General features: G+C 45.3%; 23 protein-coding genes. 14 read left to right on the top strand and 9 right to left on the bottom strand.

Translation table 11 applies throughout. From position 1 onward, the window contains the following. Positions 1-213: S-adenosylmethionine synthetase N-terminal domain-containing protein (locus Q8O20_RS08675; RefSeq protein ID WP_299803122.1), on the bottom strand; the 213-nt coding region annotated here is incomplete at its 3' end. A gap of 132 nt (positions 214-345) precedes the next feature. Here Q8O20_RS08675 and asnB point away from each other — a divergent pair. Beyond that, a complete protein-coding gene (gene asnB / locus Q8O20_RS08670) occupies positions 346-2,151 on the top strand; it encodes an asparagine synthase (glutamine-hydrolyzing) (protein ID WP_305530822.1) in 1,806 nt (601 codons plus the stop codon). 2 nt (positions 2,152-2,153) lie between these two features. Here the strand turns inward: asnB and Q8O20_RS08665 are convergent, their stop codons facing one another. The 4 genes from Q8O20_RS08665 to dcd form a co-directional block, all read right to left on the bottom strand. Beyond that, positions 2,154-2,648, bottom strand: coding sequence for a GAF domain-containing protein (locus Q8O20_RS08665; protein WP_304738148.1), 495 nt, complete (start codon positions 2,646-2,648; stop codon positions 2,154-2,156). Beyond that, on the bottom strand, positions 2,645-3,160 hold the full coding sequence (locus Q8O20_RS08660) for a GAF domain-containing protein (RefSeq protein WP_304738151.1): 516 nt from the start codon (positions 3,158-3,160) through the stop codon (positions 2,645-2,647). The genes Q8O20_RS08665 and Q8O20_RS08660 overlap by 4 nt, the downstream gene beginning before the upstream one ends. A gap of 118 nt (positions 3,161-3,278) precedes the next feature. Further along, positions 3,279-3,515, bottom strand: coding sequence for a YdcH family protein (locus tag Q8O20_RS08655; RefSeq protein WP_304738154.1), 237 nt, complete (start codon positions 3,513-3,515; stop codon positions 3,279-3,281). A gap of 43 nt (positions 3,516-3,558) precedes the next feature. Continuing rightward, positions 3,559-4,119 carry a dCTP deaminase gene (dcd, locus tag Q8O20_RS08650; RefSeq protein ID WP_304738156.1) on the bottom strand — a complete coding sequence of 187 codons (561 nt, stop codon included), beginning with the start codon at positions 4,117-4,119 and terminating at the stop codon, positions 3,559-3,561. Positions 4,120-4,191: 72 nt separating this feature from the next. Here dcd and accB point away from each other — a divergent pair, with 72 nt between their 5' ends. The 3 genes from accB (at position 4,192) to Q8O20_RS08635 (ending at position 8,241) form a co-directional block, all read left to right on the top strand. Beyond that, positions 4,192-4,644 carry an acetyl-CoA carboxylase biotin carboxyl carrier protein gene (gene accB, locus Q8O20_RS08645; protein ID WP_305530821.1) on the top strand — a complete coding sequence of 151 codons (453 nt, stop codon included), beginning with the start codon at positions 4,192-4,194 and terminating at the stop codon, positions 4,642-4,644. Between the two features lie 2 nt (positions 4,645-4,646). Beyond that, a complete protein-coding gene (locus Q8O20_RS08640; RefSeq protein ID WP_304738162.1) occupies positions 4,647-5,987 on the top strand; it encodes an acetyl-CoA carboxylase biotin carboxylase subunit in 1,341 nt (446 codons plus the stop codon). Between the two features lie 136 nt (positions 5,988-6,123). Then, a complete protein-coding gene (locus Q8O20_RS08635) occupies positions 6,124-8,241 on the top strand; it encodes a methyl-accepting chemotaxis protein (RefSeq protein WP_305530827.1) in 2,118 nt (705 codons plus the stop codon). 15 nt (positions 8,242-8,256) lie between these two features. On the opposite strand, the gene Q8O20_RS08630 is transcribed toward Q8O20_RS08635, so the two are convergent. Next, positions 8,257-9,090 carry a peptidylprolyl isomerase gene (locus Q8O20_RS08630; RefSeq protein ID WP_305530820.1) on the bottom strand — a complete coding sequence of 278 codons (834 nt, stop codon included), beginning with the start codon at positions 9,088-9,090 and terminating at the stop codon, positions 8,257-8,259. A 91-nt stretch (positions 9,091-9,181) separates the two neighbouring features. Between Q8O20_RS08630 and gltX the strand changes: the two genes are divergently transcribed. After that, positions 9,182-10,564 (top strand): glutamate--tRNA ligase, encoded by a 1,383-nt coding sequence (gene gltX / locus Q8O20_RS08625; protein ID WP_305530819.1) that lies wholly within the window; start codon positions 9,182-9,184, stop codon positions 10,562-10,564. On the opposite strand, the gene Q8O20_RS08620 is transcribed toward gltX, so the two are convergent. Further along, positions 10,561-11,241, bottom strand: a complete 681-nt coding sequence (locus Q8O20_RS08620; protein WP_305530818.1) for an MqnA/MqnD/SBP family protein — start codon at positions 11,239-11,241, stop codon at positions 10,561-10,563. The genes gltX and Q8O20_RS08620 overlap by 4 nt on opposite strands. Positions 11,242-11,354: 113 nt before the next feature. Here Q8O20_RS08620 and Q8O20_RS08615 point away from each other — a divergent pair, with 113 nt between their 5' ends. Genes Q8O20_RS08615 through glp form a run of 3 tightly spaced genes read left to right on the top strand, consistent with a single transcriptional unit; the run spans position 11,355 to position 13,221 of the window. Then, on the top strand, positions 11,355-11,576 hold the full coding sequence (locus Q8O20_RS08615) for a MoaD/ThiS family protein (RefSeq protein WP_304738172.1): 222 nt from the start codon (positions 11,355-11,357) through the stop codon (positions 11,574-11,576). Between the two features lie 2 nt (positions 11,577-11,578). Next, positions 11,579-12,025 carry a molybdenum cofactor biosynthesis protein MoaE gene (locus tag Q8O20_RS08610; protein ID WP_305530817.1) on the top strand — a complete coding sequence of 149 codons (447 nt, stop codon included), beginning with the start codon at positions 11,579-11,581 and terminating at the stop codon, positions 12,023-12,025. Then, positions 12,022-13,221 (top strand): gephyrin-like molybdotransferase Glp, encoded by a 1,200-nt coding sequence (gene glp, locus Q8O20_RS08605; RefSeq protein ID WP_305530816.1) that lies wholly within the window; start codon positions 12,022-12,024, stop codon positions 13,219-13,221. Before Q8O20_RS08610 ends, glp begins: the two co-directional genes overlap by 4 nt. Here glp and Q8O20_RS08600 read toward each other — a convergent pair. Further along, entirely contained in the window at positions 13,218-14,543 is a 1,326-nt protein-coding gene (locus tag Q8O20_RS08600; protein ID WP_305530815.1) for an MFS transporter, read from the bottom strand. The two genes, glp and Q8O20_RS08600, sit on opposite strands and share 4 nt — an antisense overlap. Before the next feature lie 100 nt (positions 14,544-14,643). Here Q8O20_RS08600 and rdgB point away from each other — a divergent pair, with 100 nt between their 5' ends. Next, a complete protein-coding gene (rdgB, locus tag Q8O20_RS08595; protein WP_305530814.1) occupies positions 14,644-15,270 on the top strand; it encodes an RdgB/HAM1 family non-canonical purine NTP pyrophosphatase in 627 nt (208 codons plus the stop codon). On the opposite strand, the gene Q8O20_RS08590 is transcribed toward rdgB, so the two are convergent. Next, on the bottom strand, positions 15,243-16,022 hold the full coding sequence (locus tag Q8O20_RS08590) for an undecaprenyl-diphosphate phosphatase (RefSeq protein WP_305530813.1): 780 nt from the start codon (positions 16,020-16,022) through the stop codon (positions 15,243-15,245). The genes rdgB and Q8O20_RS08590 overlap by 28 nt on opposite strands. Before the next feature lie 115 nt (positions 16,023-16,137). On the opposite strand from Q8O20_RS08590, the gene Q8O20_RS08585 reads away from it, so the two are divergent. Genes Q8O20_RS08585 through Q8O20_RS08565 form a run of 5 tightly spaced genes read left to right on the top strand, consistent with a single transcriptional unit; the run spans position 16,138 to position 20,315 of the window. Further along, the gene (locus Q8O20_RS08585; RefSeq protein WP_305530812.1) at positions 16,138-17,241 is read left to right on the top strand and encodes an alanine--glyoxylate aminotransferase family protein; all 1,104 of its coding nucleotides are present in this window, start codon (positions 16,138-16,140) and stop codon (positions 17,239-17,241) included. 4 nt (positions 17,242-17,245) lie between these two features. After that, positions 17,246-18,094 carry an ATP phosphoribosyltransferase regulatory subunit gene (locus Q8O20_RS08580; RefSeq protein WP_305530826.1) on the top strand — a complete coding sequence of 283 codons (849 nt, stop codon included), beginning with the start codon at positions 17,246-17,248 and terminating at the stop codon, positions 18,092-18,094. A gap of 13 nt (positions 18,095-18,107) precedes the next feature. Beyond that, positions 18,108-19,355 (top strand): adenylosuccinate synthase, encoded by a 1,248-nt coding sequence (locus tag Q8O20_RS08575; protein ID WP_305530811.1) that lies wholly within the window; start codon positions 18,108-18,110, stop codon positions 19,353-19,355. 19 nt (positions 19,356-19,374) lie between these two features. After that, entirely contained in the window at positions 19,375-19,797 is a 423-nt protein-coding gene (locus tag Q8O20_RS08570; RefSeq protein WP_305530810.1) for a flagellar export protein FliJ, read from the top strand. Then, positions 19,794-20,315, top strand: a complete 522-nt coding sequence (locus tag Q8O20_RS08565; RefSeq protein ID WP_304740958.1) for a MotE family protein — start codon at positions 19,794-19,796, stop codon at positions 20,313-20,315. Before Q8O20_RS08570 ends, Q8O20_RS08565 begins: the two co-directional genes overlap by 4 nt. Positions 20,316-20,372 lie beyond the last annotated feature (57 nt).

The following is a 20,372-nucleotide window of genomic DNA, read 5'->3' as shown; positions in this document are numbered from 1 at the left end:
AAGTGCGATATGTTTATACTCTTTGGTACTCAGCTGAACATTAGAGGTAACTTCCCCTCCGATAACGACATGTTTCCCTGCAACAAACACTTCGCTTGCAACACGGCTTTTCGGATCACCGATGATAAGACGATCGACGATGCTGTCGGCAATGATATCGGCACATTTATCGGGATGCCCGGGGGAGACGACTTCGGAGGTGAATAGATACATAAATGGTTGTTTCCTTGCTATATTTTTAGGTTAATACTAATAAAGAGATTATAAGATATTTAAACTGAGTCAAATATTTTCATCTCTTGAGTTAGGTCGCAATAGCGTATAATTGCGAAAAAAAGGTTTCTCGTGTGCGGTCTGTTTGGAATAATCGGTGAGTACTCCCCTTCAAAAGCACGCGAAGCACTAAAGCGTTTAGCTCACCGTGGTCGAGATCATTGCGGCATTATTGAGGAAGAGAGGCTTTTTTTAGCCCATCAACGTCTCTCCATCACTGATGCGCATCACAGGTCCCATCAGCCGATGAAACGTGGCAGCATAGTGATCAGCTTTAACGGTGAGATTTACAATCACACGGCACTGCGCGAGCAGCTTGGGCATCATCATTGGGAAACCCACAGCGATACCGAGGTAATTTTGGCCGCGTATGAAGCTTGGGGGATAGGGTGTGTTGAACACCTCGAGGGGATGTTCGCTTTTGCTCTGATAGATGGGGATAAATGCTATCTCGTACGGGATCGATTTGGGAAAAAGCCCCTCTTTTATCATCAGGGTAAAGAGGCGTTTGTTTTTGCGTCAGAGATCAAAGCGATCAAACCGTTTTTATCCTCGGTACGGATGAATAATGAAGCGCTTCATTCTTACCTCTCTTTTTTGGCACCTGCACCGCCTCATACATTTTATGAGGGGATAGAAAAACTAGAAAGCGGCGAGTGGCTTTGCTTCGAGCGCGGCACAATTACCAAGCACCGCTATTATGATCTGCTAAATAGTCCCGCTTCAATGATTACCGATGGAGATGAAGCATTGCGACGGATTGAAGAGGAGCTACATCGCTCTGTTTCGATGCGGCTCGATACTAGAGCTCCGATGGCCGCACTTCTTTCGGGGGGATTGGACAGTGCTATGATCTGCGCGATAGCTTCAGCGCAGGGAAAAAAACTCCCCGTTTTTACTCTAGGGTATAACGAATACGGTGCCTATGATGAGCGGGCAAACGCGGTAATAACCGCAAATTATTTGGGATTAGATCATACCGAAGTTATTATTTCGCAAAACGATTTTGATGAGCACTTAGATGATTTGCTGATTCACATGGATGAACCGCTCAATGATCCCGCCGCATTACCTCTTTACCTACTGATGAAAAAAATCAGCTCGCAAGGGTACAAAGTCGTTCTTAGCGGCGAGGGTTCAGATGAGCTTTTTTTAGGGTATCGGCAGTATTTCGAGTATCTCGACATCGAAAAAGCGGCATCACTCCATCATAAAAACTGGCTCAAAAAATATTTTCACAGCCATTTCTCGATGAACCGAGAATGGGAGTGGTACAAGCGGATTTTTGACGAGACACTGTTATTTCGGACGTCGGGAGAGAAGTTTACCGATTTACAGCAAAACAAGCTCTTTCGCCGCAACGTTCGAGATAACGAATCGCTTCGATTTTTACAAAAATATCGAGACAAATTTGAGCATAGCGGACATCGTGATCCGAGTCTGTGGTACAGCATGATTGATCTCAAGCTTTTCGTCGGAGAGCATTTTCTCACTAAGCTTGATCGGGTTTCGATGGCGCATACTCTCGAAGCGCGTACTCCGTTTTTGGATCATACTTTAGCCGAAACGGTGCTCTCTGTTGACCCGCGTCTGCGTATCGGTGGAGGGGAGAGTAAAACACTTCTCAAACAAATCGCCCGAAATTATCTCAGCGATGAGATTATCGATCGGAAGAAAAAAGGGTTTGCTAACCCCTATATGGAGTGGTTGATTGCTTCAGGTCGCCTTGAACTGATACGGGAAGTGAATGAGAAGACGGGGCTGTTTTATCCCGAAGTGATTGAAGAGTATTTAGATTTGGCACGTCGAGGGAAATTTAAACAGCATGTGTGGGGGCTCTATGTCCTCAGCCACTGGATTAATAGAGAATTGCTGTAAGTTTATTTTTTTTCCATCAATAATGCCAACTCCAATGTTCCGCTGATATAGTTGGCAAAAAAGCTCATGATCCCTTCATCTTTTTCATCGAAATCACCGTGATATTTGTTGAGGAGTTGAATAATACCGATCACCTCTTGTCGAGAGTTGAAGATAGGGATTGCAAGGATATTTCGGGTTACAAAACCGCTTTTTTCATCGATTTTAGCTAAAAAACGGCTATCTTCATAAGGATTATTGACCATTTGTGCCGTTTTGGTATGAACGGTATCTCCCACGATTCCCGAATCAATTCCGATAGCGATTCGACCGATACCGTCACTCAGTTTCGTCCACAACATTTCCCCCGCTCGATCGACCATAAAAATAGAACACCGTTCTGCATTTACAATCGCTTTAGCCTCTTCGGAAATAGTAGGAAGTGCCTCTTCGATACGATCAAGAGAGGTGAGTTTTTTACCGAAATCGGCAATCCGTTTGTAAATTTCCAAGCTCACTCTATCCCCTTTGAAAGTAATGTACCTTGATCGTCATAGAGCATAGCCAGCTCGATATACCCGCTGATATAGTGGGCAAAAAAGATCATGAATTTAGTATCTTCCGATGAAAAATCTTCCGGTTTGTTCAGAAGTTGAAAAACTCCGATGATTCGACGGTTTGAGTCGAATATAGGGATAGAAGCGATGTTTTTGGTAACGAATCCCGTTTTATTGTCAATAGTATGTAAAAAACGTGCATCTTCATAGGGATTATTGACTAAGATAGGCTTTCCCTCTTTGAAGGTGCTTCCTACTATACCATCATCCTGATGAACCATGATTTTCTCAATTCCGTCCGCCAAAGTGGTCCAGAGCATCTGTATTTTTGGATTATAAATAAAAATTGAACAGCGTTCCGCTCCGCTGACTTGTTTGGCATACTCGGATATCATCGGAAGGCCTTCGGAGAGAGTCGGACGTTTCAGCAGTGCCCGTCCAAAATCAGCTAAGGCGGTATATGAAGTTGTCATGCGTACCTCATTGGATAAAGTCAAGAAAAATAAATCGTATCTATTTAAAGCTAAAAAGTAAATCAATGAAAGAAGTAAAGGGAGAGAAGTCTGCCTCGAAGAGGCAAGAAGGGGAGACTTAGAGGCTATGCTCTTTTTTGTATTCGATAACCATAGCGTATGCTTCGTCTTTAAGCAATAACTTCTCTTTTTTGAGTTTTTCAAGCTCAAGATCGCTCATCGGAACGTCACCGTTTTCAGCTTTGCTGATTTGGCTGTCAAGATCGTTGTGACGATCAAAAATTTTCAAAAAGTGGGCATTTGCCGCATCATTTTGTTTCATGTGGGTGATTACATCGCGGTATTCGTGCAACATTTAAGTGTCCTTACGTGGAAATTTAACGGAATTGTACCACTAGTTATTTTAAAATCCGTGGAAGGGTGATTCCCTCTTGCCCTTGATACTTGCCGCTTTTATCTTTATAGCTCGTTTCGCACATCTCATCCCCTTGTAAAAAGAGCACTTGCGCGATCCCTTCGTTCGCGTATATTTTAGCCGGAAGGGGAGTGGTATTAGAAATTTCGATGGTGATGTGCCCTTCGAATTCCGGTTCAAAAGGGGTAACATTAACGATAATACCGCAACGTGCATAGGTTGATTTACCCAAACAGATGGCTAATACATCACGAGGGATTTTAAAATATTCCACCGTTCGTGCCAGCGCAAAGGAGTTTGGCGGAACAATACAAACATCGCCCGTGAAATCAACAACATTCATATCATCAAAGTGTTTTGGATCGACAACAGTGGAATTCAGATTGGTAAAAATCTTAAATTCATTCGTAACACGAATATCATAACCGTACGAACTAAGACCGTAACTAACGACTCCCACTCCCACTTGATCTTCGCAAAATGGGGATATCATCCCCTCATTTAATGCCTTTTCTCTAATCCATCCGTCGCTTTTGAGACCCATCTTCTATCCGTTGTTAATTTTATTTATGGTAGTATAACACATCTATTAACCTACTTTTAGGAGCATTTTCCGATGGATATGAAACAAATCAAAGCACTTTTGCAAGAGTTTGACGCAAGTACTCTTTCAAAATTAAAAATTACTCAAGACGCTTTTTCGATTGAACTTGAAAAAAATATCGGCGCAGTGTGCGCACCGATTATGGCAGCTCCCGTAGCAGTTGCAGCAGCTCCGGTTGCAGCAGCTACAGCAATGGAAACAGCATCTTCTGCCCCTGTACATACCGGCGACATGATCGTTTCTCCTATGGTCGGGACATTTTACGCATCCCCTTCACCTGATTCAGCCCCTTTTGTCAAAGTAGGCGATCGTGTGAAAAAAGGGCAAGTTATTGCGGTTCTTGAAGCGATGAAAATTATGAATGAGCTTGAAGCAGAGTTTGATTGTAAAATTGTAAGTGTTTTAGTGTCAGATGCTCAGGCTGTTGAGTACGATATGCCGTTATTCGCTGTCGAGAAGCTCTAATCATGGCGGAAATCAAACGTATTTTAGTCGCAAATCGCGGCGAGATTGCGCTTCGTGCTATCCGTACGATTAAAGAGATGGGAAAAGAGGCGGTAGCGGTTTACTCCACTGCGGATAAAGAGGCTTCGTATCTGAAATTAGCGGATGCAGCGATTTGTATCGGTGCTGCTCCGAGTTCTCAAAGTTACCTTAATATTCCCGCTATTATCGCCGCTTGCGAAATCAGCGGATGCGATGCGGTATTTCCGGGATACGGATTTTTGTCTGAAAATCAACATTTTGTTGAGATCTGTACCCATCATGGGATCAAATTTATCGGACCGACTCCGGAAGTTATGGTATTGATGTCGGATAAATCAAAAGCGAAAGATGTAATGATTGCTGCGGGTGTTCCCGTTGTTCCGGGGTCTGACGGTGCGATCAAAGACATTGCCGAAGCCAAAGTACGTGCCAAAGAGGTCGGTTATCCGGTTATCCTTAAAGCAGCAGCCGGTGGCGGCGGACGCGGAATGCGCGTTGTCGAAGAAGAGAGCTATATCGAAAACGCATTTTTGGCAGCGGAAGCAGAAGCGATAGGCGCATTCGGTGACGGTACGATTTATATGGAGAAATTCATTAAAAATCCTCGTCATATCGAAGTGCAAGTGATCGCGGATGCTCACGGGAATGTTCTTCACATCGGAGAGCGTGACTGTTCTATGCAGCGTCGTCACCAAAAGCTGATCGAAGAATCTCCTGCTATTGCATTGACACCTGAAATCCGTGCTGAATTACATGCATCCGCCGTACGTGCGACCAAGTATATTAAATACGAAGGGGCGGGGACATTCGAGTATCTCCTCGATGCCGATAAAAAATTCTATTTTATGGAGATGAATACTCGTCTTCAGGTTGAACATACCGTTTCGGAAATGGTGAGCGGTTTGGATTTGATCGAAATGATGATCCGCGTAGCCGAGGGAGAAGCCCTTCCTCCACAAGAGAGTGTTGTCCTTAGCGGTCACTCGATTGAGTGCCGTATAACTGCAGAAGATCCGATCAAATTCTTGCCGTGTCCGGGTAAAATCACTCAGTGGATCTCACCGGGCGGGCGTAATGTTCGTGTTGATACCCATGCGCATGGAGGGTATATCGTCCCTCCGACGTACGATTCGATGATCGGAAAATTGATTGTTTACGGAACGGATCGTAATGATGCGATTGCCCGTATGCACCGTGCATTGAGCGAATTTACGATAACCGGCATTAAAACAACGATCCCTTTTCATCTGAAAATGATGGAAAACCCCGATTTTATCAATAATAACTTCGATACCAAATACCTCGAAAATTACAACGGCTAATTGTCGTTGTAATTATCCTTTTCTTCGTCTTTTTTTTAAATTTTCTCTTAGTGAAATCCCATTATACTTTACCTGTAACAATGTTGTAACCATTACAAAATAATCAGCATTACCAAAAGGGGATAGTTTGAAAAACATGACCATTGCACAAAAAGTACATGTTCCGCTGATTGCATCGATTGTGATTGGATTTATTGTAGTTTTGATAAATTATTGGATGTCGGTAGATCAAATTCGTGAAGATATCTATAGCAGTCAGTCCAAAGAGATGAAGACGATCTTTGATGAGGCGATAGAAGCGAAAAACAGTGTCGGAATAACCAATGCCATCGGCATTGCTAAAAACAGTGCTGTGGTTAATGGACTTATTAGCGGAGATCGTGAAGGGACATTAAAAAGTCTTAAGTCTCTTTCAAAAGAGTACAAAGAGCACACGAAATTCGGAAATATTAAGATTCATGTTCATGATAAAGACGTTCATAGCTTTATTCGTGTATGGAAACCGGAGAAGTTTGGTGATGACCTGAGTAGTTTCCGCAAGACAATTTTAGCGGTAAAAGAGACTCAAAAACCGCTTGTCGCGATTGAAATCGGTGTTGCAGGATTGGAATTACGCGGAATTGCCCCTATTGTCTCGGGAGGAGAATATGTAGGGTCGGTTGAGTTTATGCAGGGACTTAATTCCGTCATTAAAGATATTCGGAAAAACTTCGGAACGGAAATCGTTATAGGGCTTGATAACCGCTTTTTAGAGAATGCGATGGAACTTAAAGATGCCCCTAAAATTGGTAAAAACTTTACCCTTGCAGTAAAAGAAGATGCGGTTGATAAGGGATTTTTAGCTGAGCTTGGCAGTGCTGAGTTTGATGCTAAAGCAGCTTCCTTCACAACAGAAAACTATTATGTTACCCCTATCGTTATCAAAGATTTCTCAGGAGAAGCAGTCGGGTATGCTTTTTCCGCTAAAAAATTGGAAACGGTTGAAAACCTGATTAATCAATCTGAGGACTCCTTGTTGCGTCAAGTCGTTATTATGACAGTTATGGACGGCGTCATTCTTATATTACTCATTGTAATTGTTCGTCGAGCGGTAACGGAACCGATTGAAAATCTCGATTCCATTGCTCAGGAATTGGCAAGCGGTGATGCCGATATGAGTAAACGTTTGCGTGTCTCTTCGAACGATGAAATCGGTAAAGCGGCAATGAGCTTTAATATTTTTATCGAAAAAGTTCAAAATATCGCTAGTTTAGCCGAAGAGCGTGCACGTGAGGCTATGAGCGCAAAAGCAAAATCTGAAGAACAGATGGAAAAAAATGAGATGTCTTTGACCCTTGCGCGCCAAATGATTCAAGGATCGATTCACAATGCAGGCAATCTTAGAAATTCATTGGAGAGCAATATACAAAATTTGCACGAAGTGAATACGCTCAACCATGATACGGGGGATGTTGTTGACACGGTGAGCAGCCAAACGGACGAGATTATGGCCAGTATGTCTAAAATCACCGAAATGATTAACGACTCACGAGCAAATTCGGAGCAGCTTAATCATAATGTGAGCGAAATCTCAAACGTTATTACGTTAATTAAAGACATATCCGATCAAACGAATTTGTTGGCACTCAATGCGGCGATTGAAGCGGCTCGAGCCGGGGAACACGGACGAGGGTTTGCCGTTGTTGCCGATGAAGTACGTAAATTAGCGGAACGGACACAAAAAGCGACGAGTGAAGTGGAAGCGAATATCAGCGTCCTGAAACAAAATTCGGTAGGGATGTTGGAAAATAGCGAACGGGTTGAGGAATATGCCGTTGATTCATCTCAAAAACTCGATCAGTTTAAAACAGTCATGGGAAAATTGATTCAAAATGTTGAAAAGATTAAAGAAGACAGTGAATCGATAAGTCATAAAATATTTACAAACATGGCAAAAATTGACCACATGATTTTCAAAAACAATGCCTATTCTGCAGGTTTCGAAGGAAAAGTAGATCACGCCTTCAGCGACCATCACTCCTGTGCGCTCGGGAAATGGTATGAAAACGGAGATGGTAAATCGGTATTTTCTTCACATCCTGCTTACGCAAAAATAGCAGAACCGCATAAAAAGGTTCATGAAGAGGTTAAAAAAGCGGTTCAGTTGCTAAATGATGATCCGATTCGACATGCAAAAGCGATTGCGGGATGTTTTGAAGCGGCTGAGAAAGCGAGCATAGAGCTCTTTGATATTCTCAATGAGATGGTGGCTTAATAGCCACCTTTTTAATTACGGAAGACGTAAAACTTTGATATCTGCGCTGAGTCTAAGACGGGTAAAATAATCGTTAAGAACTTGGTTCCGTTTCTCACCGAGAATCGCATTGGCGATTTGAGGACGTACCGCATCAATGTTTTCTGTTACAACGTTTTGTTTATCCCGCATATAAAAAGAGACAAAACTGTTTTGACCGTTAGGGAGGATCGCACTGAAACTCCCCTCAGGGATTTTATTAAGAATTTGGGCGAGTTGCGGGTTGATTTTACCAAAAGGGATATTTTCTTCTTTGGTCTGAATGTTTTCAACGTGGCGCATCGGATCAGCGATTTGCATAGAGAGAGCCTCTTGCGAAGAGGAAATATAGGTAGTCACATCAAAACTCTCAGGTCGTGAAAATTCATCTAAATGAAGCTGATAGTACTCATTTTCTTCTTCGGCACTCGGTTGTCCCATTTTAGAGAAAGCAATAGCAGAGTAAAGCTTTTGCCCTTTGATCGTCTCTTCTACTTTGGCTTTCAGATCTTTTTCACTGAGTCCGCGTACCGTTTTCATAGCGTTTAAAAATTGCTCCATCGTGAGGTTGTTTTGCGATGCCATTCGGTTGAGTTCGTCGTTAATCTCTGCGGAAGTAACGGTAATTTTTTTCTCCTGAGCTTCAAGTTGCTCAAGTTTTTTTCGGATCAACGTATCTGCGCTTTGTTTGGCACTTGTACCGCTTTGTTTCATCTCTTGCTGCACTTCAAACAAAGTGATAGGGGTGTTTTTGACGAGTACTGCAACTCCGCCGATAGGAGCGCCCCATAAAAAAGTGGATAAAACGACCGAAAGTGTGAGAGAACGCATTTATGCTCCTGAGTCTAAAGTTTTCTATTTTACCCGCTTTTAACATAGCCTTAACTAAAATTGCGCAATTGCATCCAAGAAGGATTTTACGATGGTAGTAACCAGATTTGCCCCAAGCCCTACGGGATATCTTCATATCGGCGGATTACGCACGGCACTCCTTAGCTATCTCTGGGCGCGCCGCAACAATGGGAAGTTTTTGCTCCGTATCGAAGATACCGATTTCAGCCGTAACGATGAAGCGGCGGCTCTTGCGATTGTCGAAGCGTTTAAATGGGTTGGATTGGAACATGACGGGACAATCGAGTACCAATCGAGCCGTTTGGCAATCTACCAAGAGTACGCCCAAAAGCTCCTGGATAGCGGCAAAGCATACAAATGTTACATGAGCCGTGAAGAACTCGATGCCTTACGCGAAGAGCAGATGGCGCGTAAAGAGAGAGCAAAATACGACAACCGTTACCGCGATTTTACAGGGACACCACCGGAAGGACGCGAAGCGGTTATCCGTATTAAAGCACCGTTAGAGGGTTCTATTACCGTACACGACGGGGTCAAAGGGGATGTTGTTTTCAATGTTGCCGATATCTTGGATGATTTTATTATCGCCCGTGCCGACGGTACACCGACGTATAACTTCGTGGTAGCCGTCGATGATGCATTGATGGGGGTCACCGATGTTATCCGAGGTGATGATCACCTCTCCAATACCCCAAAGCAGATTGTCGTCTATGACGCGCTGGGCTTTGCACTACCGCGCTTTTTTCATGTTCCTATGATCCACAACCATGAGGGGAAAAAGCTCTCCAAGCGTGATGGCGCAACCGATGTGATGATGTATAAAGAGATGGGATATACACCTGAAGCATTGCTCAATTTCCTTGTCCGTTTAGGATGGAGTCACGGCGATCAGGAAATTTTCTCAATGGCGGAGATGTTAGAGCTTTTTGATCCGAGCGACATCAACCGCTCCGCATCGGTTTACAACGTCGAGAAACTCGATTGGCTCAACAGCCACTACATCAAAAATATGTCCAACGACAAATTGTGCGAGCTTTTGGAATTTCACGGGGTGATGCTCGTAAGCCATGACAAGCGGGAAATCTTGCTTGATGCGCTAAAAGAGCGTGCCAAAACATTGGTCGAGATGGCAACGCTTATCAATGAAATTTTGGTACGCCCTGCCGCTTTTGATGAAGCGGCACTTAAAAAAGGGTACAAAGAAGATAGCAAAGTGATTCTGGAAGCTTTTGCCCAAGCGCTTAAAAACAGCACAGAGCTTCATCTCCCGAGTGATTATCACCATGTGATGGAGGCGGTTGTCGCGCAGTTGGAGATCGGTTTCGGGAAAATCGGTCAGCCGTTACGTGTTGCACTGATGGGGAAACTCTCAGGCCCTGGGTTAGACAGTGTTATGGCGATTATCGGAGTCGATGAGACATTGGCGCGTATCGATGCGCTTTTAAAGCACTAATATCTAATCTTTCCAAGGGAGGGATTTAACCCCCTCTTTTTCGCTTCGCTCACAAATCGCTTATATCCTCTCTCTTCTTTAATCCCCACCTTATAACTGATAAACTTTAGGTAATGAGTAATTTGCGCAGGGCTGAGTCCGCTTCGGCGGGATGCTTCCATCAGTATATAATAAGGAATTTTCACCTTTTTGGCAACAAACGCGCGGCTGAGACGGCGAAGCTCATCGCTATGGTGATGGGTGCAGAGGAGGGCAAAGACGAACGGCAATCCTGTCCGCTCATGCCAAAGCCCTCCCAGATCGATATGCTCCCCGCCGCCGTAATAGTATCGGAGCGCCTTGTCCCCGATCAGTACCTCTCCGTGAACGTCTAAAATCTTAGCGAGGAGATTGGAGGTTGCGGAGTCGGCGTCGGCTTTGTCGGCATTGGGGAGAGAGAGGACACTGAGCACTTCACGTTGTGCGACGATCCCGACCCCGAAATGGCGGCAATTTTTGGCGGTAATACTGGAGATAAACGCCGCATCGATCCGTCGAGCGGCAAACTCACGATTGAGGGCAGATGGGACCCCCTTGTGATAGTGGAGGCTTTGGTGAAATCGGGTGCTTCGGGCGTAGCGTTTGATAAAAACATGGAACGGTAAAAGGTTTATAAAATCAATTTTTCCGAAAATCAAACTGTTTCCTCATAAAAATAAATCCTATTATACTAATTGATCCCTGACAAGGGACTGTTAGTTCTCATTCGCTATAATTTATCCAATTTAACTACCCAAAAAGGGAAATTATTATGGTGACAATCGAATTTTTAGGACCGATTCAAAAGGCTCCGTTAACGTTGGAAGCTTCATCTTTGCGTGATGTCGCCGAGGTATTGAAACAAGATAGTGAAATGGCACAGTGGCTAGAAAACTGTGCGGTTGCCCTCAACGATACATTGGTCGCAACCCTGGATACACCGCTCAAAGACGGTGATAAAGTTTCACTCCTCCCTCCGGTGTGCGGTGGATGAGTATGGTAGAGCTTTATAACGGAGCACTGAATGTTCCTGAAATCATTACCCGATGGTATGCAGAAGAAGCGGAATATAACTATGGTGCCTATATCCCCTTTATCGGGACGGTTCGTGAGGAAGACGCTATTGAGGGGCTGAGTTTCGATGTGTATGAGCCGATTTTAAACGGTTGGTTTGACGCGTGGCAAGTCAAGGCGCAAGCTCTTGGGGCAAAGCTCAAAATGGCGCACAGCCGAGGGGATGTATTGGTGCATGAAAGCTCCTATATCGCGGCGGTATTTTCCCCGAAACGACGTGTGGCACTCGAGATGATCGAGCAGTTTGTCGAAGATTTCAAAGCCTCCGCTCCGATCTGGAAATACGATCTTAAAAACTCTCAGCGCCTTTATGCGGCAGATCGTTCTACTGCTATTGCAGGGGCAGGAATTTTGGGAGGAAAGCAATGATTTCGTATGAGACCTCTCAAAATATGATCAGCCTCCTCAGTATCGGCAATGTCCGAAGTGAACGTATTTTTCTCTCCTCTGCGCTGGGTCGTATTTTGGCCGAAGATATTGTGGCGAGCGAAGATTATCCCCTTTATCCTACGTCGGCAATGGACGGTTATGCGATAGTGCATAGCGATCTTGAATCGTCTGAAACGTTGATGATTAGGGGAGATAACCCTGCCGGTGCCGATGAAGTCGGCAGGGTTACAAGCGGCGCGTGCATCAAAACCTTTACCGGCTCGTTGATGCCAAAAGGCTCTGATACTCTCATTCCGATTGAAAATGTGCAGGTAGAGGGTGAGCAAATTCGTATTGTAAAACCGGTCTCTTGCGGGTTTGCCGTCCGTCCGGTGGGCGAGAGTTATCGCAAGGGTGAAATATTGATTTCCAAGGGTGCGAAGATCGGGTTTGCCGAGATAGGTGTCCTTGCGGGAATTAATCGGGTGATGATACGTGTGGCACAGCGTCCCCGTGTTGCCATCATTGCGACGGGAAGCGAGATCCTCGATATCGGGGAAGAATCACGCCATGCGGGGCAGATTCGAAGTTCCAACAGCTATACTCTCCAAGCCCTGGTGGATACTCTCGGCGGAGAGAGTGTACAGATGGGGATCGTAGGAGATGATAAAGCGGCAATTATGGAGCGGTTCGAAGAGGCACTTCATTCATCCGATATTATCGTCAGTACGGGCGGGGTAAGTGTCGGAGATTACGATTTCGTCAAACACATCGTCCCGAAACTCGGTGCCGAGGTGATTTTTAAGGGTGTCAATATCAAACCGGGGCAGCATGTTATGGTGGCGCAGAGGGGAGAGAAGTTTATCATCTCTTTGCCGGGATTTGCTTACTCCTCAACCGTCACGTTTATCCTCTACGCCGCACCGCTCATTGCCCGCATGCTCGGGGTTGAGAATCCCTATGATGTGATTGAAGCGACCCTCAAAGTACCGTTCGCCAAGCGCTCGAACAAAAGTGAATTCACGGCGTGTAATCTAAGTTTTGTCGATGGGCGTTATTGGGTCGATTTCGAGGGGAAAAAGACAGGAAGTTCTGCAATTTTGACGAATCTGCTCGGAAATGCAGGCTTGATGATCTGCGGTGAAGAGGATGGGGATTTGGACGCGGGGACGTTGGTTAGAGTAATAAAACTCTAACCTTTAACTATCTTCGCTTTAATCGCCTCTTCTTCAACCATATCTTTACGATACTTCACAGCGACAATATTTTCGGTCTCATTGATATACCATTCCGCGATATGCTCATGTTCCAAGCTGTTTAATTTCTCCATATCGACATGATCCATCGAAATATACAGATGAGAATAGCGGTGTGGATTTTGCATTTTAAATGTCCACAATAGCCACAATGTTGTTATAACGATAAGTCCGATCGCTAAAGTCTCACGGTTGGAGTATTGAAGCGCGATACCGGCAACGGCACCCCCGATAAAAGTCATAAAATAGGCAACACCGTTGGCAATTCCTAATGCCGCCCCTTTTTGGTGAACTTTGGCGTATTTGCTGATCATCGATTGAACGAGCGGCTCCATCATGTTAAATGCCATAAAAAAGGCGATGACTCCGAGGACAAATTCCCAGCTTTTCGTCGCAAATCCCATTAGGGTGAATGAGACGATAAAGAGGACAATCGAGAGCAAAAATATTTCGCGCGGTTTGTTGTATTTCTCACCGAATACCGCCGCAGGTCCCATAGCGATAAGTCCCATGAACATGGCAGGAACATAAACCTGCCATAGCTCTTTGGCTTCCCATTTGAAAATACCCGCATTGTCTAAAAGCAAGATAGGGATGAGGACGAATGCAACGGTCATAAGCCCTTTTTGCATCCCGTTGGTGATAATCATACTCAGGAGATTCGGGTCTTTGAGGATATCAGCCGTCGTAGTGGTCGAGTGGTAGATATGACGGATACGCGGAGGGGTAGGGACTTTGGTAAAGAGTACCAGCATTGCCAAAATAGAGAGTACCGCAGTGATCCAAAAGAGGGATGCGACACCCGCGTATGCACTGATAACGGGACCTGCAGCCATAGCCAGCGCGAAACTGATTGCGATGGTTCCCCCCATCAGCGCCATAGCTTTCCCACGGGACTCTTCATGGACGAGATCACTGATCATGGCGGGGATAACGGCACCGATTGCTCCGGCACCTTGTAAAAAGCGTCCCGCCATCAGGGTATAAATATCGGTACTAACCGCACAGATGATGGAACCGACCAAGAAAATAACGAGTCCGACGAGGAGTGTCGGTTTACGGCCGATACGATCGCTCATAACCCCGAACGGGACTTGGAAAATGGCTTGGGTGAGGGCATACCCACCGACGATAACACCGACCAAAAACGGCGTCGAACCTTCGAGATTTAAGGCATAGGCTGAGAGAACCGGAAGAACGAGAAAGAGACCGAAAAATCGGAGTGAAAGGATCGCGGAGAGCGGGAGAACTGTTTTAAACACGTTGTCACCTTAAATGAGCTAAAATTTTCGTCATTATAGTACATTCGCTTTTTAGGCGGATGGCCCTGAAAATATTGCTAAGACTAATCTAAGGAATGAAATGAAAGTTGTACTGGCCACTTCCAACAAAGGAAAAGTACGTGAGATTATTGAATTACTTCATGATCGGGAGGTTTTCCCTTATACCGAGCTGATAGAGGGGTTTGAGATTATCGAAGACGGTGATACCTTTAAAGAAAATGCATTGATTAAAGCTCGTGCCGTTTATGCGGCATTGGGTGATTCCGAGGCGATCGTGATTGCCGATGACAGTGGTATCAGTGTCGATGCATTGGACGGTGCCCCGGGGATTTACAGTGCCCGTTACGGCGGAGATGGTGCGAGTGATCGGGATAATCTTCTGAAACTGGTAGAGGCATTAAAAGAAAAAGCTCTGGAAACATCTCCCGCTCATTATACGGCGGCGATAGCGATTGTGTCGCGTGAAGGGGAGAATTGTGTTCACGGATGGATGCATGGGGATGTTATCACGGAGTTACGCGGCGAGAACGGTTTTGGATATGATCCGATTTTCATCCCGAGTGGATACGATCAAACGCTCGGAGAACTGCCGAACGATGTGAAAAAAGGGCTTTCGCACCGCTCCAAAGCGTTGGAGTTGGCGAAGATTTTGATTGATCAGATTAAGTTTTTACGCGCTCACGCCGGAAGCGTTGCCACGAAATAGAAGAAGATAATCCCGACAGCGATTCGGTAAATCGCAAACGGGGTAAAGGTGTGGCGACTGACGAAGGTGACGAAGAGTTTGACCGTTGCGAGGGCAAATACAAAGGCCGTTATAAACGCTACCGAGAGCATAAAATAATCATCCACCACCATCTCGTTACGGTGTTTGAGCAGATCGTATGCGGTAGCGATAATCATCGTTGGGATAGCGAGGAGAAACGAAAACTCCGCCGCACTTTTACGACTAAGTCCCATAATCAATCCGCCGATGAGGGTGGCACCTGAGCGGCTGGTACCGGGGATCATCGAGAGGCTTTGAAACACCCCGATGGTAAAGGCCTCTTTGAAACTCAGCTCAGAGATATCTTTTCCCGCATCGATGGGTTTGTCACGACGAAGAAACTCGAATATAAGAAAGACGATCCCCCCGGCTATCAGCATAATACTCACCGTTTCCACGCCGAAGAGGGCTTTGATCTGCTTGTAAAACAAAAATCCCAAAATACCTGCCGGTAAAAAAGCGACCCCGATTTTAAGCCACAACATTTTGTCCTGCATCAGCCGTTTGGCATATAGGAATAAGACGGCGAGGATGCTTCCGAGTTGGATGGAGACTTCGAACGCTTTATGGGCGTTGGTTTGCTCCAATCCCAACAGTTGCGAAGCGAGGATAAGATGACCCGTCGAGGAGATGGGGAGAAATTCGGTGACTCCCTCAAGGGCTCCGAGGATCAATGCGTCAAATAAGGTCATAATTGAGCTCTTTTTTTGATGCAATTGTACCATAGCCTCACCCCTTAAACCTCCCCTAACCTCACATAGGATAAAATGCGCGGATTTATGACACTTTCCCTCAAGGAATTTTTGAATGTTACTTTTTACCCCCGGACCAACCCCAGTACCTGAATCGGTACGTGTCGCTATGGCAGGTGAAACACTTCACCACCGTACCCCTGAGTTCGAAGCGATTTTTGAGCGAACCCGCACATTGTTATTTGAACTCCTCGGGATGGATGAGGTACTGATGCTTGCTTCATCGGGTACGGGAGCTATGGAGGGGGCAGTGATCAATCTCGCCCATTCTAAACTCCTCTCGATCAATTCGGGAAAATTCGGTGAGCGTTTCGGCAAGATAGCTGTCGCTCACGGAATCGCCAATGTGGAGATCAAGCACGAATGGGACACTCCTGCTACGGTAGAGGAAGTACAAGCGGCATTGAACGCAAACCCTGATATCGATGCGATTGCGATTCAAATCTGCGAAAGTGCGGGTGGATTACGTCACAGTGTCGAAGCGATTGCAGCTGCGATAAAAGCGCACAACCCAGCCATCATGGTGATTGCCGATGGTATCACGGCGGTGGGCGTTGAGAAAATAGACGTAACCAATATCGACTGTCTGATCTCAGGGAGCCAAAAAGCGTTGATGCTCCCTCCGGGACTTGCGATTATGGGTCTTTCTAATGCGGCGATTGAGAAAATTGGAAGCGGAAAAGGGTATTACTTTAACCTTGCAACCGAGATTAAAAATCAGCGTAAAAACACGACGGCATGGACGGCGGCAACGACGATTACTATCGGGTTAGAGTCTATTTTGAATCGTATCAAAGCGGAGGGTGGACTGGAGAAGTTATATGCGGATACAGCGCGCCGTGCCAAAGCGACCCGCGAAGCGATGATGGCAATCGGTCTCTCCATCTATCCGACAAGCCCAGCTGATTCGATGACGACGGTAGGGGACGCAGAAGCGAAAAAAATCCGCTCAACCCTCAAAGAGTTCGATATCAACGTCGCCGGCGGACAAGATCATATCAAAGATTCGATTTTCCGTATCAACCATATGGGTCTTATCGCTCCGTATGAAGCGTGTTGGGCGGCTAATGCGGTGGAACTAGCATTGGCTAAAATGGGTCGACGTGCGTATGACGGAACTGCAAATCGCGTGTTCAATACCGTCTATTTTGGATTGTAGTATTATGGTATTTGAACACGAAATCCCTGAGGGTTCAAAGCTTTACTTTGCCGGAGCGGCGAAGACGAAGCGTGAAATCGAAACCAAAGCGAGTACATTACTGAGCGATGCGGGATTTGAAGAGATACTCACTCCGCTTTTTTCGTATCATCAGCACATGAGCGTCTGCGACCAGCGTGAGCTTATCCGTGTGAACGACAGCGAAAACCATCCGATCAGCCTCCGCGCCGATTCGACGATTGATGTGGTTCGTATCCTCAATAAACGTCTCGGCGGCAACACGGAACACAAAAAATGGTTCTATATTCAGCCCGTTTATCGCTATCCTGCTCATGAGCAGTATCAAATCGGGGTAGAAATTATCGATGAGCCTAATCTCTCATCCGCGCTCACCCAAGCGACCCGAATTTTAGATGAGTTGAAGATCGCACCGTTATTGCAAATATCGAATATCAACATCCCCCGTATCCTCTCCGAGATGCTGGGACTGAGTTTGGATGATTTTCGTCATGTAAATATTGAAAAATTTTTATCTTTGAAAATTGATTGGGTAACACGGTTGGTTTACATGCAGCATTCGCATGAGATTGATGAAGTGGCCGTGATCGTCCCCGAATCGATTCGACCTGAGTTGATCAAGATTAAAGAGCTTTGCGAAGCTCTCGAATACCCTAATGTGGTCATAGCTCCCCTTTATTACGCTAAAATGCTCTATTATGATGAGCTTTTTTTCCGCGTAATCGAGGGGAATGAAGTCTATGCCATGGGCGGGCGCTATAAAAACGATGAAACCGTTTCGGTCGGATTCGCCATTTACACCGATGCGTTGATTGACGCATTACACAATAACTAAAGTAGGATTATTTATGAAAGCAGATTTGATTGTCGGTATCCAGTGGGGTGACGAAGGAAAAGGGAAAATCGTTGATTTGCTAGCGCAAAAATACGATGTTGTTGCCCGTTATCAAGGGGGACACAATGCAGGTCATACGATTGTTGTTGATGGAAAAACCCACGCCCTTCATTTGATTCCCTCAGGTATTTTGAACCCGAAAGCGATCAATATCATCGGTAACGGTGTTGTTGTCTCTCCTGAAGCACTCATCAAAGAGATGAAACAGTTTGATAATCTTTTAGGACGATTGTTTGTCTCAGAATCGGCACACATGATTTTGACGTTCCATACCCTCATCGATCAAGCCAAAGAGAAGCTTCGCGGTGAAAAAGCGATCGGTACAACGGGGCGCGGTATCGGACCTGCGTATAGCGAAAAAATCGCCCGTGCGGGATTTCGCTTGGGTGAACTCCGTGACGTGAGCGCATTAACGAATCGCGTCATGGAATATTTCGAGCAAAACAAAGCTATTTTCCAAGCGTTAGAGATCTCATTGCCGACCAAAGAAGAATTAACCGTCGAGTTGAGCACATTCGCAGAAGCGTTGATACCGTTCTTGGCCAATACAACCCAAATGGCATGGAAACTCATGGATGAGGATAAAAAAATCCTCCTCGAAGGGGCACAGGGGACGATGCTCGATATCGACCACGGTACCTATCCATACGTTACCAGCTCATCGACTATTTCAGCGGGTGCGTGTACGGGCTTAGGCGTTAACCCTAAAGATATCGGTAAAGTAACGGGGATCGTCAAAGCATATTGTACCCGTGTCGGAAACGGCCCTTTCCCCACGGAAGATCACGGTGAAATCGGTGAGCGTCTCCGTAAAGCGGGACATGAATTCGGAACCACTACCGGACGTCCTCGCCGCTGTGGCTGGTTTGACGCGGTAGCATGCCGTTATGCAAGCCGTTTGAACGGATGTGATGATCTCTCTATCATGAAACTCGACGTCTTGGACGGTTTCGATGAAATCCAAGTGTGTGTCGCGTATGAAGTGAACGGTGAAGAGATCGATTATCTGCCGCTCGATTTGGATAATGTGAAGCCGGTCTACAAAACATTTGCCGGATGGGACAAAACCGAGGGAGTCCGCCGTTTTGAAGATCTTCCCGCTACGGCTCAAGAGTATCTCCGTGCGATTGAAGAGTTGACACAGACTAAAATCGGTATGATTTCTACATCACCGGATCGAAACGACACTATTACATTATAATCTACGTCAAGGGGCGCTTATGAGTAAATCGCGTTACGAGCCTTTAGTCAAACTCAAAAAAAAGGGTTTGGACACTGCCGAACGCGCCCTCATAGGTGCCAATAATGAACTCACTTCCGCTACTGACAAACTGAGTCGCGCGTATGAAGAGCTCTCCCACATGACACTGCCGACGCAAGGGAGTGTGGGTGAATTTACTCAGGCAACCGCTATGATACACGCACAACATCTCACCATTGAAGAGTGTAAAAATCGAGTCCACATGGCACAACAAAAACAGCATCAAATGCGGGAGCGTTTTAAAGCAGCGATGATGGAATTTGAGAAATTCAAATACTTGGAAGTCCAAGAGATGAATGCACATTTGAAACATCTTAAAGCGCAAGAGGCTAAAATGCTCGATGAAATCGGTACGATGACCTATAAAAGAGAGATACTATGAAAATTATTTGGAGTTTGGTACTGATCAGCGGATTGTACGGTGCACCCGCAACCAAATCGTATGAGTGTACTAAAATTTTTGAAGATCGAAAAAATGAGTTGCTGCTGGAACTCGAGAGGATTGACGAGCAAAAACAATCTCTTGATTCACTAAAGAGGGCTACTGAAGATCTTTTACGTAAAAAAGAGGCGTTGGTAAAAGGGAAAGATACCAAAGTCGATCAAAAATTGAATGAGATTAGAGCTAAAGAAGCGTCAGTTAAAAAAATATTGGAAGAAAACAAAAAAATATTAGATCAAATCAAACAGCTCAAATCGGATAAAGTATCCCAAACATTTTCGAAAATGAAGCCCTCCGCATCGGCACAAATCCTCTCTCAAATGCCCTCCGCAGATGCTGCAGATATAATGAGTACCCTCAATAGTAAGGTCGTCGGTCAAATATTGGCAAAGATGGATCCGAAAAAAGGGTCGGAAATTACCGAACAATTACGAAAAATTCCGGAACCGCCTAAATAACTCTCCGTTTCCTCTAAGCGATTTGAGAGGTATTTTAGGCTAAAATGCAGAAAATTT

Source organism: Sulfuricurvum sp. (assembly GCF_030691015.1).
Classification (GTDB): Bacteria; Campylobacterota; Campylobacteria; order Campylobacterales; family Sulfurimonadaceae; genus Sulfuricurvum.
This window is presented reverse-complemented; position numbering and strand designations above follow the sequence as displayed.